This is a genomic window from Sphingobium sp. (assembly GCF_036170395.1).
Taxonomy (GTDB): domain Bacteria; phylum Pseudomonadota; class Alphaproteobacteria; order Sphingomonadales; family Sphingomonadaceae; genus Sphingobium.
In genome coordinates this window covers 16,693-30,981 of record NZ_JAVHPD010000040.1, presented here as the reverse complement: position 1 = coordinate 30,981, position 14,289 = coordinate 16,693, and the positions used below count along the sequence as shown (strand labels likewise).

Annotated in this window: 9 protein-coding genes and 1 pseudogene; 6 read left to right on the top strand and 4 right to left on the bottom strand. The window is 63.3% G+C overall.

Annotation, left to right across the window (positions count from 1 at the left end; translation table 11 throughout):
• Window positions 1–61 precede the first annotated feature (61 nt).
• The 3 genes from rpsD to aguB all read left to right on the top strand — a co-directional run bounded on the left by rpsD (window position 62) and on the right by aguB (window position 2,641).
• Window positions 62–676: a 30S ribosomal protein S4 gene (rpsD, locus tag V2B31_RS10860; RefSeq protein ID WP_328278350.1), complete on the top strand. Its 615-nt coding sequence runs from the start codon at window positions 62–64 to the stop codon at window positions 674–676.
• Window positions 677–791: 115 nt separating this feature from the next.
• Window positions 792–1,784: an agmatine deiminase family protein gene (locus tag V2B31_RS10855; RefSeq protein ID WP_328278348.1), complete on the top strand. Its 993-nt coding sequence runs from the start codon at window positions 792–794 to the stop codon at window positions 1,782–1,784.
• A gap of 8 nt (window positions 1,785–1,792) precedes the next feature.
• Entirely contained in the window at window positions 1,793–2,641 is an 849-nt protein-coding gene (gene aguB, locus V2B31_RS10850) for an N-carbamoylputrescine amidase (RefSeq protein WP_328278347.1), read from the top strand.
• 79 nt (window positions 2,642–2,720) lie between these two features.
• Here the strand turns inward: aguB and V2B31_RS10845 are convergent, their stop codons facing one another.
• On the bottom strand, window positions 2,721–4,655 hold the full coding sequence (locus V2B31_RS10845; protein WP_328278345.1) for a hypothetical protein: 1,935 nt from the start codon (window positions 4,653–4,655) through the stop codon (window positions 2,721–2,723).
• Between the two features lie 267 nt (window positions 4,656–4,922).
• On the opposite strand from V2B31_RS10845, the gene uvrC reads away from it, so the two are divergent.
• Entirely contained in the window at window positions 4,923–6,836 is a 1,914-nt protein-coding gene (gene uvrC / locus V2B31_RS10840; RefSeq protein WP_328278343.1) for an excinuclease ABC subunit UvrC, read from the top strand.
• A gap of 162 nt (window positions 6,837–6,998) precedes the next feature.
• Window positions 6,999–8,273, top strand: a pseudogene (locus tag V2B31_RS10835) (MFS transporter); the annotation flags it as partial.
• Between the two features lie 62 nt (window positions 8,274–8,335).
• Here V2B31_RS10835 and V2B31_RS10830 read toward each other — a convergent pair.
• From V2B31_RS10830 to V2B31_RS10820, 3 genes are all read right to left on the bottom strand, one after another.
• Window positions 8,336–9,235, bottom strand: a complete 900-nt coding sequence (locus tag V2B31_RS10830; protein WP_328278341.1) for a nuclease — start codon at window positions 9,233–9,235, stop codon at window positions 8,336–8,338.
• Window positions 9,236–9,333: 98 nt separating this feature from the next.
• Entirely contained in the window at window positions 9,334–10,407 is a 1,074-nt protein-coding gene (locus V2B31_RS10825; protein WP_328278340.1) for a YdcF family protein, read from the bottom strand.
• Between the two features lie 98 nt (window positions 10,408–10,505).
• The gene (locus V2B31_RS10820; protein ID WP_328278338.1) at window positions 10,506–13,007 is read right to left on the bottom strand and encodes a TonB-dependent receptor; all 2,502 of its coding nucleotides are present in this window, start codon (window positions 13,005–13,007) and stop codon (window positions 10,506–10,508) included.
• A 118-nt stretch (window positions 13,008–13,125) separates the two neighbouring features.
• On the opposite strand from V2B31_RS10820, the gene V2B31_RS10815 reads away from it, so the two are divergent.
• Complete coding sequence (locus V2B31_RS10815; protein WP_328278336.1) at window positions 13,126–14,262, top strand: ROK family transcriptional regulator; 1,137 nt, start codon at window positions 13,126–13,128, stop codon at window positions 14,260–14,262.
• Window positions 14,263–14,289 lie beyond the last annotated feature (27 nt).

Here is a 14,289-nt window from a genome sequence, read left to right as displayed (position 1 = left end):
GTGGGAACCGGTTTTCGGATCAGGAAGGTGAACAAACGTTAGAAGCAATTGAGGAAAGAATATGTCGAAGCGCTCCAGCGCCAAGTATAAGCTCGACCGCCGGATGGGCGAAAACATCTGGGGTCGCCCGAAGAGCCCGGTCAACAAGCGTGAATATGGCCCCGGCCAGCACGGCCAGCGCCGCAAGGGCAAGATGTCCGACTATGGCATCCAGCTCCGCGCCAAGCAGAAGCTCAAGGGCTATTATGGCGACATCACCGAAAAGCAGTTCAAGAAGAACTACACCGAAGCCGCCCGCATGAAGGGCGACACCGGCCAAAATCTGATCGGCCTGCTGGAGCGTCGCCTCGACGCGCTCGTCTACCGCGCCAAGTTCGCGCCGACCATCTGGGCCGCGCGGCAGCTCGTCAGCCATGGCCACATCTATGTGAACGGCGTGAAGTGCAACATCGCCAGCCGTCTGGTGAAGCCGGGCGACGAAATCACGCTGGGCAAGAAGGCGCAGGAAATGGCGCTGGTGCTCGAAGCGCAGAGCCTGCCCGAGCGCGACATCCCCGATTATCTGTCGCCCGACGGCGCCGCCAAGGTCACCTATGTCCGCGTGCCGACGCTGGACGAAGTGCCCTATCCGGTGAAGATGGAGCCGAACCTGGTCGTCGAATTCTATTCGCGCTAAGTCCTTCGGATTTCCCAATGATAGGAAAGGGCGGCCCCGCAAGGGAGCCGCCCTTTTGCTTGCCTCCACATGCGGCTATGACGCCGCCATAGCGCTCGCCAGAGGATCAGCCGCCATGACCTATCGCATGCCCGCCGAATGGGCACCCCATGACTGGACCTGGATCGGCTTTCCGACGAACCCCGCCGAATGGCCCGGCGCATTCGATGAGGCGCGTGTCCAGATCGCCGCCTTCGCAAGCGCCCTCCACGCAGGCGGACGGGAGGAAGTCCGCCTCGTCGCGGCCACCCAAGCCGATGCCGATGCCGCCCGCCAATTAGTCGAATCAGGTGTCTCACTCGCTGTTCTCAAACTCGGCGACGTGTGGCTGCGCGACACCGCGCCGATCGCCGTGCTGGATGGCAAGGGCCACCGCGCGCTGGTCGATTTCGGCTTCAACGGCTGGGGCGGCAAGTACCAGATGCCCGGCGACGAGGATATCGGCGCGCGCCTCGCCGCGACCACCGGCCTCCCCACCGCGACGCAGAACTGGGTGTTCGAGGGCGGCGCGGTCGACACCGACGGCGCCGGCCTCTTCGTCACCACCGAGCAATGCCTGCTCAACCCCAACCGCAACCCCGATCTCGACCGCGGCAAGATCGAAACCTTGCTCGCCGGCAGCCTCGGCCTGTCCGACATGCTATGGCTGGGCGACGGCCTGCTCAACGACCATACCGACGGCCATGTCGACAATCTCGCCCGCTTCGTCGCCCCCGGCACGCTGGCGCTGCCCGTAGCCACGACGCCCGACGATCCCAACGCCGCCATCTATGCCGACGCCCGCGCCCGCGCGACGGCGCATGGGGTGCAGGTGGTCGACATGCCCTCTCCCGGCCTGGTTGAAATCGATGGCGAGCCGATCCCGGCCAGCTACATGAATTTCTACATCGGCAACGCCGCCGTCATCGTCCCCGTCTACGGCCGCCCCAACGACGCCGCCGCGCTCGACGCCCTGCGCCCCTTCTTTCCGGGCCGGGATATTGTCGGATTGCGGAGCGACGCCATATTGTCGGGCGGCGGCAGCTTCCATTGTTGCAGCCAGCAGATGCCCTCCCCCTCACCCGTTTGAGAGACAGAATGACCAAAGTCACCGTCGCCGCCCTGCAACTCGCCTTTTCGGACGACATGGCCGACAATATCGCCATGGTCGCCGACCATGCGACCAAGGCCGCCGCGCGCGGGGCGAAGATCATCCTGCCGCCCGAACTGTTTGAAGGCCCCTATTTCTGCCGCGAGGAGGATGAGGCGCTGTTCGCCCGCGCCCAGCCGGTGGACGAACATCCCGCCGTGCAGGAGATGCGCAAGCTGGCCAAAGACTTGGGCGTTTATATCCCGACCAGCTTCTTCGAGCGGGACGGGCACCATCATTATAACTCGCTCGCCATGATCGATGACGAGGGCGAGATCATGGGCGTTTATCGCAAGAGCCACATTCCCGACGGCCCCGGCTATGAGGAGAAATATTATTTCCGCCCCGGCAATAGCGGCTTCAAGGTGTGGAAGACCCGCTACGGCACGATCGGCGTGGGCATCTGCTGGGACCAATGGTATCCCGAAACCGCCCGCGTAATGGCGCTGATGGGCGCGGAGATGCTCTTCTATCCCACCGCGATCGGCTCCGAACCCTATGACGCCGATCTCGACACCAGCCGCATGTGGCGGCGCGCGATGATCGGCCATGCGGTCAGCAACTGCATGCCCGTCATCGCCGCCAACCGCATCGGCGAGGAGGACGGCCAGCGTTTCTACGGCCACAGCTTCATCACCGACGAATGGGGTGATTTCGCCGCCGAAGCCGACGCCCGCGACAATGGCGCGCTGGTCGCGACGCTGGACCTGGAGCGCGCCCGCAAGCACCGCGCCGGCATGGGCTTCTTCCGCGACCGCCGCCCGGAGCTTTACGCCCGGATTGCGCAGGACATCTGAGGCCAACCTCGTTCCCGACGAACCCGCGGAAACAAAACAGCGAGACGGACAGCCATTCAGGGGCCGCGATGCGCGGCCTTCATGCGACGATCAGGAAATCCGCATTGGTCAGCGCCAGATTGGCCTCCAGACGGGCGAACAGCACGGCATCGACCCCGCCGACGCCATCGGCGTCATAGAACAGGCCACCGGTCGCGCGATTGTAGAGGATGCGATCATCCGCATCGAGGGCGACCGACCCGAACTGGAAGGCGCTGGCGGACAAAGCGCCGTTGGCGGTGATCGCCGAAAAGACCGACCGGCTGAGGCGGATCGTGTCATCGACTACGGTGAAATCGGTGATGCGGTCGATATTGGTCGATCCCAGCGCGGTGTCGAAGCCGAATATGTCCCGTCCCGCGCCGCCGGTCAGCACATCCTTGCCCAGGCCCCCGCGCAGGACATTATTCCCGCTATTGCCGACCAGCGTGTTGGCGGAATCATTGCCGAGCGCGCTGATATTGGCGGTTCCCGTCAGCGTCAGCGTTTCGACCTGGCGGCCCAGCAGCGTGTAGGTGACAGACGCGAAGATGCTGTCATTGCCCCCGCCGCTGCCTTCCACCACATTGTCGCCGCTATTGTCGACGGTGAAGACATCGTCGCCCGCGCCGCCGCGCATCACGTCCGCGCCCAGCCCGCCGTTGATGATATCGTTGCCGGCGCCGCCCGTAAGGACGTCCGCGCCGCCGCCACCATTCAGCGTGTCCGCCATCGCGCCGCCGGTGATGCGATCGTCGCCCGCGCCGCCATTGACGGTGATGAGATAGGTCTGGGTCGATCCCGTCAGATTGAACCCGGTGCCGGCGTCGGCAAGGTTGAAAATCTGGGTGTTGATCGCCGCGCCTGTCATCGACACGTTGCCGCCAGTGGTCAGGGTGAAGGACTGGCCCGAAATGCTGGTGACCGCGTTCAGCTGCGCCGCCGTCAGCTCCGTGTCGAAGTTGAAATAGCTCTGGGTAAGCGACTCGATCCCGGCCAGTGTCACCCCGGACAGGTCGCCATCGGTATTGAAGTTCAGGATCAGGCTGTCCTGCCCCGCCCCGCCGTCATAGCGTTCGCCCGCGACGATGTCCGACGCGCGGTCGATGATGATGACATCGTCGCCATCGCCGCCATAATGCAGGTCCAGCCCGGCCGCGCCGCCGCGCAGCGTGTCATTCCCAGCGCCGCCGATCAGCGTGTCGTTGCCGTCGCCACCGTCCAGAAAATCGTCGCCCGTGCCGCCGCTCAGCACGTCATTGCCCGCGCCGCCGACCCGCTCGACGGGGAAGCCGCCGATGCGGAACACCGTGCCGCTGGTGTTGACGACGAAGGCTTCGCCCGGCGAGTCGGGAATGAAGGCGATGCCGGACAAGGCGCCCACGCCCACGGGCAAATCGACCGTGCCCAAGATCGCGCCATCGACGCTCATACGCTGCACACTGCTATGGTCGCTGCTGACCACCCACAGCGCGCCCGAATAAGGATCGACGTCCAGATCGCCGAAATTGACCGTGAAACCGCTGGTATCGGTTGGAAATTCCTCCACGACCGCGCCGGTGGCGGGGGCAATCTCCGCGATCAGATTGTCGAGCGCGGTGGCGGGCACCTTGTCCTGCACCACGAAGAAGGTCCCGGTCACCGGATTATAGCTGCCGCCCACGACATGGCTGGCGCCGAAGCCGGTAGTGAGCGTGGCGATGATCGCGCCGGTCACCGGATTGACGGCGTAAATTTCCACTACGCCGCTCTCGCCGTTGAACACCAGCATGCTGCCGGCGGGCACCAGCACGCCGTTCATCATGAAATCGACCGCCACGCCATCCAGGTCGAAATCATTGGCGCCGCCGCCCGGAACGGCATAGCTGCCGAGCGCCGCGCCCGTGCTGCTGTAGCGGAAGATGCTGGCGCCGAAGCTGCGATAGACCGACACCTCGCCAGTGACACTGTCATAGCCGATGCCGACAGCGCCGCTGCCGACGCTGAATTGAGACATGATCGAAAGCATGACGCCTATCCCCTCTGCCCGAGTCCCCGGTAGCGGGACGGCCAAGAATAGATAAAAGCGACGCACTGATCTACTTGAAAGCTGTTGCCTTGAACATGGCCGATATCGTTCAATGATTATTTGGAGGAATTTGACATCCCGCTTTTATTGAATTGAAAATTAAAGGGATAGTCATACGGCGTTGTACTGGTTTCGAACCGACGAAGCGCTCACACGCCCATTGCGAAAGCAACCGGGGACGCTATCTCTGCCCCCATGTCCGGCCCGCAATCACCCGACCGTTTCAACGAAGACAAGGCGACCTACACCGTCACCGGCAGCCAGCCGGACATCGACGCCGGCGTGGCGGCGATCCGCACCGTATTGAAGACGCTGCCGGTGCGCCCCGGCGTCTACCGGATGCAGGATGCGCGCGGCGACGTGCTCTATGTGGGGAAGGCGCGGGCGCTGAAGAACCGCGTCGCCAACTATACGCAGGTCGATCGCCTGCCCAAGCGGCTCCAGCGCATGGTCGCGCAGACCCGCAGCATGACCATCGTCACCACCAACAGCGAGGCCGAAGCGCTGCTGCTGGAGGCGCAACTCATCAAGCGCTACCGCCCGCCCTACAATGTGCTGCTGCGCGACGACAAGAGCTTCCCCTTCATCCTTCTGCGGGAGGATCACGCCTTCCCCCGTGTCCAGAAGCATCGCGGCGCGCGCAAGGCGAAGGGGCGCTATTACGGCCCGTTCGCCAGCGCCGGATCGGTGACGCGCACGATCAACGCGCTGCAGAAGCTGTTCCTGCTACGGTCCTGCACCGACAGCTTCTTCGCCAATCGCTCGCGCCCCTGTTTGCTCTACCAGATCAAGCGTTGCTCGGCCCCCTGCGTCGATCGGATCGACGAAGCGGGCTATGCCGAACTGGTCCGCGACGCGCAGGATTTCCTCGGCGGCAAGTCGACTGAGGTGCAGAAGAAGCTCGGCGCGGCGATGCAGCGGGCGTCGGACGCCATGGACTTCGAGCAGGCGGCGGTGATCCGCGACCGGCTGAAGGCCCTGACCTTCATCCAGGGGTCGCAGGCCATCAATGCCGAAGGGCTGGGCGATTCCGACATCTTCGCGCTGGCGGAGAAGGGCGGCGCGATGTGCATCCAGGCCTTCTTCATCCGCGGCGGCCAGAATTGGGGGCATCGCAGCTTCTTTCCCGTCCACACCGCCGATGTGGCGACGGAGGAGGTGCTGGAAAGCTTCATGGCGCAATTCTACGAGGAAGTGCCGCCGCCCAAGCTGATCCTGGCTGACCGCGAGCCCGCCGAATGCGAGTTGATGGCGCAGGCGCTGACCGAACGCGCGGGCAGCCGCGTCCGCATCGAAGTCCCCCAGCGCGGCGATCGCACCCGCCTCATCAAACAGGCGCAGCGCAACGCGGTCGAGGCGCTCGACCGGCGGCTGGCGGAATCGACCAGCCAGGGCCGCATCATGGACGAGATGGTCGAGAGTTTCGGGCTGGAGGGCGTGCCGGACCGCATCGAAATCTACGACAACAGCCACATCCAGGGCGCGCACGCGCTGGGCGCCATGGTGGTCGCGGGGCCGGAAGGGTTCCGCAAGAACGCCTACCGCAAGTTCAACATGAAGAACCCCGAAACCAGCAACGACGATTTCGCGATGATGCGCGAGATGTTCGAGCGGCGCTTCGGCCGGGCGCAGAAGGAAGACCCGGACCGCGAGAGTGGCGAATGGCCCGATCTCGTCCTGATCGACGGCGGCAAGGGGCAGCTATCGGCCGCCCGCACAATGCTGGAGGAAATGGGGATCGAGGACGTCACCATGATCGGCGTCGCCAAGGGCCCGCATCATGGCCGCGAGGGCCGCGAGGTCTTCCACCTGATGGACGGACGCGAAATCACCTTCCCCCTGAACCATCCCGTCCTCTTCTATCTCCAGCGGCTGCGCGACGAGGCCCACCGCTTCGCCATCGGCGCGCACCGGGCGAAGCGCAGCAAGGCGATCACCGTATCGTCGCTGGACGAAGTCCCCGGCATCGGCCCTGCCCGCAAGAAGGCGCTGCTGATGCACTTCGGGACAGCCCGCGCCGTCCGCGACGCCGCGCTCGAAGACCTGCAACGCGCGCCCGGCGTGTCGAAGGCGGTGGCGCAGCAGCTATTCGACTATTTTCATGGCTGACGATCAAGTCGTTCGCGGCCAAAATGATCTTGATCGATCGCAACCCCATGGCCTTCCCTCCGACTGAGAGTGGGTTCCTGCCCCGGCTCTTCAGTTCTGCGGGAAAGTCAATCGACGTCATCATCTTCGGTTAGAAGAACCATCGAAATCACAAAATCGCAGATGATAAAACTTTATCAGAAAGCCCGTAGCGAAGGGCGATCTATCTCCTATGCCTCCGGCAACTTCGGGAAGGCTTTGGTATTCAGCAGCGCAGACCTTACGATCCTGTATCTGCTGACCGATGTTCTCGACGTCCCTGGCGCGCAGGCGGCCAACCTGATGTTGATCGCGATCTTGGGCGACCTCCTTTTCGATATGCTGGCTGCCCGCCTCGTTATCCGATGGCGCAGTTCAGGACGGGGCTATCGCTGGGCGATCGCCGCCGCCGCAGCGCCCTGCGGCGCTGCCTTCGCGCTGATATACGCCATGCCGTTGCTCGGCGTTGCGAAGATGTGGCTTTTGGCGGCAGCGATCCTGACCTTTCGTGGCGCCTATGCCCTGGTCGACGTGCCGCATAATGCGTTGATGGCGCAAGTGGCGACCGACAGCAGGGCGCGCGGCCGCGTTTCGGGCTACCGGCTCCTGTTCAGCACGGCAAGCGCGCTTGCGATCGCGACCATCGTTACGCCGCTCGTACAGCAAGCTGGGGGGGATGGACGCTATGGCGCGCTGGCGCTGACTGGCGTCGCCGCCGCGTCGATCTTCACCCTTACCATGCTGCTCTGTTCCTGGGCTTCGATAGGAAACCCCCGACCGCAGATGAGCCGGCCGTTGACCGACGGCATCGTCATCCCTCTTTGCGATCCCATGGTGCTCGCGATGGGAGCGCTTGCTCTGCTGACGGGATTGGCCGCTTCTGCCTTCGGGCGGATGCTCCTTTACGTCGGCAGCTATGTTGCCGAAAATCCCGGAGCGGTCACGGGCCTTTTGACCGTCATGTCATGCGGGCAATTTTGCGGGGTGTTGCTATGGACCACCCTCAATCAGCGCTTCAGCAAAAGCACGCTCTTGTCCGCGGGTCATGCCGTCAGCCTCCTCGGGCTGACCATGTTCGCCCTCGTCCTGCATTGGCCAATCGCGACTTTCGTGGCGGCCGCCCTGATCGGGTTCGGCTTTGCAAGCGTCTTCATGCTGCCCTGGGGGCTGCTGGCGGATGCGGTCGATGTGGTCGAGTGGCGCAGCGGACGACGGTACGAAACGGGGATGTTCGCCTTCTACCTCGTCGTCGTGAAGGCGAGCGGCGCGGCCTGTGCCGCCACCATCGGCTGGGCGCTCGCGGCCCTGGACTATGTGCCGCGACAGGTTCAGCCAGACAGCGTAAAATGGGGGATGATCCTGATCGGCCTTGGCCTTCCCATCATCGGGGCGATCGCTTCGATCCTGCTGCTCGGGCGCTTTCGCCTGGATCATGCACGCCATGCGCGATTGATGCGCGCTATCTGCTGGCGACATATGCGTCAGGGCGGCGCCGATCCGGTTTCGGGATCGAAGGCGGGGTTGGCGAAGTCGAGCGGTGAGGGCGACGCAGGAGCAGGCGATTTCGCGCTCTCCGCCCAAGCGCGGCAGAGCATGTCACGCAACATCGCCGCTCCGGCCGCTGTTCGTTCATAGATCAGGGCGCGGACGTCCTTGTCGGTAAAATCCTGGAACCCGTTCCGCTTTTCGAGGCGGTAGACCGTTTCCATCCGGTGGCCAGCGTCGTCCAGAAAGGCGAGGATCGCATCGAACATGTCGCCGCTGCGACGGGCGGGGGCACCGATCCGTGGTGCGATATCAGTGGCCGTCAGTTTCATGCCGTCCACGAACTTGCTTTCGAACCGGCCATGAATGCTGCGATCCCGGGTATATTGTTGCGGGTTCGGGCCAAGCCATCCGTCGGAGTTCACCGAGTCATGCAACGGCTGCGAGCCATCACCGATATAATGGCCGAGGCGAGCGGCATCGAATGCGCATTGCTGTTCGGCGAACCGGGTGTCCTCCCCCTTCGCACCGGCAATCCGGACAGCCCTCATGCAGACTATAATCCGCTCATAGGCCTCCATCGCGGCATAGGGCAGAGTACCTGTCCAGCGGACATTGGTGCGCGCGGCAGCAGCCGGATCACTGTCCTTGATCGCCTCATGCTGCTTGTACACAGCGATGACGAAGGCCCATCGGGACCGGGGAATGGGTTTCAGGAACTGGAATTGTTCACGAAACCAGCCGTGATTGGGATCTTCCTCCACCTTGGAGAAAGGTTCGGAATCGCCGCGCCATGTATCCGGCAGCGCGGCCGACGCCACGATGTAATCGGCGTGGCGGCGAAGGAAGATCGGGCCGTCTTCAGGGATCGCGTCGATGGCGGCGCGGTCGATCACCGCATGAGCCGTGCCGCCCCAGGCATGGGCGGCGGTCGGCGCAATGCTGAGCGCGGCGGCAAGCAGGATGTGACGCATCCAATTTCCTTATGATGAAGTCAGGGGTCGAGCGGATCGCGCGGATCGACGCGGGCCGATGCGCGGAAAGGGCGGAACACCAATTCGGTAGGCGAGATGCGGCTCGCCACGCGACCAGGCTGATAGCCAAGTTCCGCAGCGTTTCGATCGATGAACTTGGCGCTTTCGATATAGGCGCTCTGCACAGGGTTGCAGATGATGAGCGCATCCTTGTCTAACGGCCCCCCCATCTGCATCAGCAGGCGACTGGCGTTGCGCAAGTTCGTTGTCGTATGGCGCGCATAGGGCTCGATTACGATGGTGTCTGCCGGGACACCGTAGCGCTCGATCAGCGCCTTCTTCATTTCCACCGCCTCGGTAAAGGGCGTTGCGCGAGGGTGCGCCCGTCCGCCCGAGAGGATGATGAAGGCAATGTCTCCCTGAGCGAACCGGCGGGCGGCAAGGCGCAGGTGATATTTGCCGAATGGGCTCAGCGGCTCGCCTTCGATCTCCGGCCCGACCCCAGTGACGATCAGGGCTGTGTAACGGTAGCGGTTCCAGTCCAATCCCTTGGCTCGCGCAGAAACGGCCGCGTTCGCGCTGGCCATCAACGGCTCGAAACCGATCGCGTCGGTTCGACCGCTGACATCAAGCATGGCCAACGCATAATCCAGGCTGGGATCAAGCTGCTGCGATGACCCGGTACGCGGCGTGTCCGCAATCCAGTCCGCCGCCTGCAAACGCGATTGCTGATCCCGAGGGGAGACCGTGCCCGCTCCGTCGATCGGCGTCGTTGCCGGCTGACCAAGAGCATAGGTCCGCAGGATCATGTTGATGCCAGCGACCTCCCGCCCGATCTGAGCGTCCACGCCATCGTCGGACGCCGGCAGGCTCGCCTCACGCGCAGCTGCCGCACGCAGCGCCTGGGCTTCCATGTCGGACCACAACAGCGCCTGCGCCCGGCAGATGAGGTCCAGCCCGCAAGCGGCGCGGCGGTCGCGGCGCGCGCGCAGGACTGGCGCTAAGCTCGGAGAGGCAATGATCCGCTTCAGGACGGCAGAATCGCGGCCCGATGCGTCGAGAGTTGGGAAGAGGCGAGCGGACAGCGTCGCCATGACTCTGTCCGCAGCCTCTTGCGCCAAGGTTGGCGTCGGCGCAACCGCCAGCGCCAGCGCAGCCACCCCCATCACCCCTGCAGCCAGTCGCAACCGCATCACCAGCTGCGGCTCAGGATGAAGCGGAAGTTCTGGCCGAAAAGCGGCCGGCCATAGATTGCTTCGCTCGTCCCTTGGCCTGCGAACTGATCGGTGCGGGTATTGCCTTCGGTCAGGCCCTTTGCGTTGGTGAGGTTGTCGCCCACGACCTGGAAGCGCCACGCCCCCCAGTCGATCGACGCACCCGCGCCCAGCGTCTGATAACCGGGCATCGCTGTCCGGTTGAAGAGATCGACATAGCGCCGGCCGACCCATTCGAACCGTCCGAACACGGACAGCTTCTGCTCACCCAAGTCGAAATCGAAGCTGGGACGCACATTGCCGAAGAACTTTGCCTCGCGGATGATCTGATTGCCGTTGACCGAGCTGGGATCGGCGCCCGAATTGTTCTGAAGATTGGTGTATTTCGGGTTCTGCCAGGTGACCGAGCCGTTGAGCGAGAACCAGCGGGTGGGCGCGACACGGCCGTCGACCTCGACCCCCTTCACCGACGCTTCGCCGATGAAGGGCAGCACCTGATCGTTACGTCCAGTGACGGGGTTGAACGCCGCGAAGGATGCGTTGAACGGATCGAACTTGGTGTAGAAGCCGGTCGCATAGAGATAGTGCGGACCAAAGCTCGCCTTAAGGCCCGCTTCATATTGGCGCGCCTTGGTCTTGACGATGGTCGCGCCGACGCCGGTCACGACACTCAGCTGCGGCGGCACTTCAAGGTTCGAGACACGGCCATAGAGCCCGAGATTGCCGTTGATGTCGTAATTGGCACCCACCGTCCAGTTGGTTGCCTTGGGCTTCAGCCGCTGGTCCAGCACCGCGCCGCTGAACGCGCGCGTCGTGTTGTCGGCCAGCGTCGTCGAATCACCTAGATCGACTTGCGTCGTGGGCAAGGCGAACCCCTTGTAGCTGTAGCGTTCGGTGCGCACGCCAGCGTCGATCCGCAGCCCGCGCGTCACATCCCACGTGTCGTTGGCGTAGAAGGCGATCATCTGTGCGTCGCCCTCACCCTGGTTGAGCGTCGTCGTGTACCGCAGGACGCCGTTCTGCGTCACCGATCCCAGCACGGCGCCCGTCGACGAATAGGCGACGAGATCGAGCGTGCGGGGCCGGCTGCGCACCTCAATGAGCATGTCCTGGTAAGCCTGAAGCAGCGTATTGCCGTAGAAGGAGCTGTACACGCCCACCTTGACATCATGGGTGCCAAGACCGGTGTCGAATTTGTGGGTGAGGCTGAGGTCGCCCTGCACCGAATAGAATTTGGATTCCGACGCGCGATACTGGCCAGACATCACGAGACCGGAGGCCGAATAAGGGTCGTAGGCCGTTGCGCCGTTTGTGCCCGCCAGAGCATAGCCAAGCCGCGCGACATTGGGGCCAAAGGCCGTACGCGCGGCAGTCAGATATCCCGCCGCGAACATGTTGCCGTCGACCGGATTGGTGGTCGAATAGAAGGCGTCGAAGCTGGACTTGCCCTTGGTGCCGCCCAGCTTCGCTGCAACCTGCCAGCCGTCGAAGTCGCCCTGGTAGTTAATCGCCGCGTTGAAGAAGCGCATGTGACGGCCATCGGCCAGATCGCGGTTCATGCTTTGCAGCGCGCCCGCGCCGTCGCGATACTTGATGTTGACGTTGCGCAGAGAAGGCGAATTGAGCGTGCCGGTGTGATAATCGATGTAGGGGTCGAGCGAGACCTGCGGGTTGCGTGGATCGGCTATCGGGATAGGCAGGTAGAAGATATTGTGATCATTCACATATTCAGCCGAAATCTTGATTGAGCCGTTCTCCAGATCGCGCTTGATGTTCGCGCGGATCTGCCCACCCTTGTCGCTGGGGAACCCGCCATCGCGATAGCCGTCATGCTGGCGCAGGAAACCGCCGATCGCATAATAGGTCCGGTCGTCGATCGGACCGGACTGCATCACGTCAAGCCGATAGAGGCCCGTGTCGCCGATCGTCACCTGCGCCTTCCCGCGCGATTCGCTGCCTCCGGTAACAGTGATGTTGTTGGCGATCGCCGCTGCGCTGCTGGCATAAATCGGCGCAGGACCGCCGCGCACGATCTCGACCCGCTCGGTCATGAGGTCGTAGCGGTTCATGCCTTCGCCGGAGTTGAAGAACACCCCGTCGATCTCATGATAGAGCGGCAGTCCGTCCTGCTGGAAGATCAGATAGCCACGATCGGTCGGAATGCCGCGAACGCGGGTGATGTTTTGGACTTCGCCGCCCGTCGCTTCGACCTGGATGCCCGGCACGGTGCCCAGAAGGTCGGCAAAGCTCTTGGGTGCGATCTTCTGTACGTCCTCCTGGCCCAGCGAGTTGATGGCATAAGAGACGTCGAAGCGGCGCTGCGCGCGGGCCGAACCGGTGACGATGATGTCGGTCTGCGCATTATCGCCTTCGGTGGCGTCTGCTGCGGGAGTGGCGGAATCCGTTTGCGCCACGGCGGCTGAAGACAGAATTGCAAGCGCGAAAGTCGCGCAGCCATAAGCGAAGCGGGCTTTGGTCATGGATCTGGTCCCCCTGGTGGATGAGTGATGGGGGGCCAGTGGGCAGGGTCGATGACAGCTTTATTTATTTCTGAGAAAATTAATCGGACTTGTCATATCGCGCTCTTACGGGCGCCGTATGAAACACCCATCCCTCGCACTTCTCGAAGATGAAAAGCGTCTGCTGTGGCAACTTCGGACCCGGGGCCCGCAGTCCCGCTCGGCGCTGGCCCACATTCTTCAGATCAGCAACAGCGCCGTCTCGAAACTCAGCAAGTCGCTCGCTGGGCTGGGCTTGATCGAAGAATTGGCCCCGGAGGCTCTGCAGGGGCGCGGGCGTCCATCGATACCGCTTCGGATTTCACCGCTGGGTGGATACTCCGTCGGCATCGCCATTTATTCCGGCGTCCTCCAAATCGCACTGATCGATTATGCGGGCGGCGTCTTGTCGCTCACGACAGAAAGCATGGAACCGAGCGATCCGTATAAGTTCGCCAGCGATGTCGATCGTCGCGTGCAGGCTCTCGTCGTCGAACATCGACTGATTGGCAGTCGGCTTTATGGCGTGGGCTTTTCCATCCCGGGACCAGCATTGTCGCGCGATGGAAACCGGTGGAATGTCGTGCGCGAACTGCCCGGCTGGAAAGACGCGCCCCTGCGCGATATCCTGCAGGAGACGCTGCATTTGACGGTCTGGATGGAGAATGACGCGACTTCGGCCGCGCTGGCGGAATATTATCTGGGGGGCCTCATCCAGCGCTGCACCACCGCTATCGTGATCCTGTTGGGGCATGGCGTCGGCGCTGGCATCATTCATGAGGGCCGGCTGATGCGGGGCGAACGCGGATGTGCCGGAGAAATCGGGATGTTCTATCCCGGATCGAAACCCCGACCCACTACGCTGGACCTGATTGCTACTCTACGGTCCGCCGGATGCGGCGTTACGTCGCTGGCCGACTTTCGAGATGTGATAGCAGGCTATGAAGACGTTATCGAACAATGGCAGGACCGTGCGGCCGCCCAGCTGCTCCATTCGATCAACTCGGCGCTCGCCTGGTTGGACCCAGGAGCCATACGATTGATGAGCCCGCTCCCCCAAGCCGTTATGCAGGGATTGGCCGACCGGCTGAACCGTGGAGGCATCATCTGGGGCGAACATGTCAGAGACAGTGTCCAAGGCAGCTTCAACATCGAGATTTCGCAGATTGGCGGCGCCGGAGCGGCGTTGGGGGCAGCGCTCCTTCCGATCCACGCCTCCGTGGTCCGAAACACATGAGCATCGCTCGCCGATCGTCGCACCCGA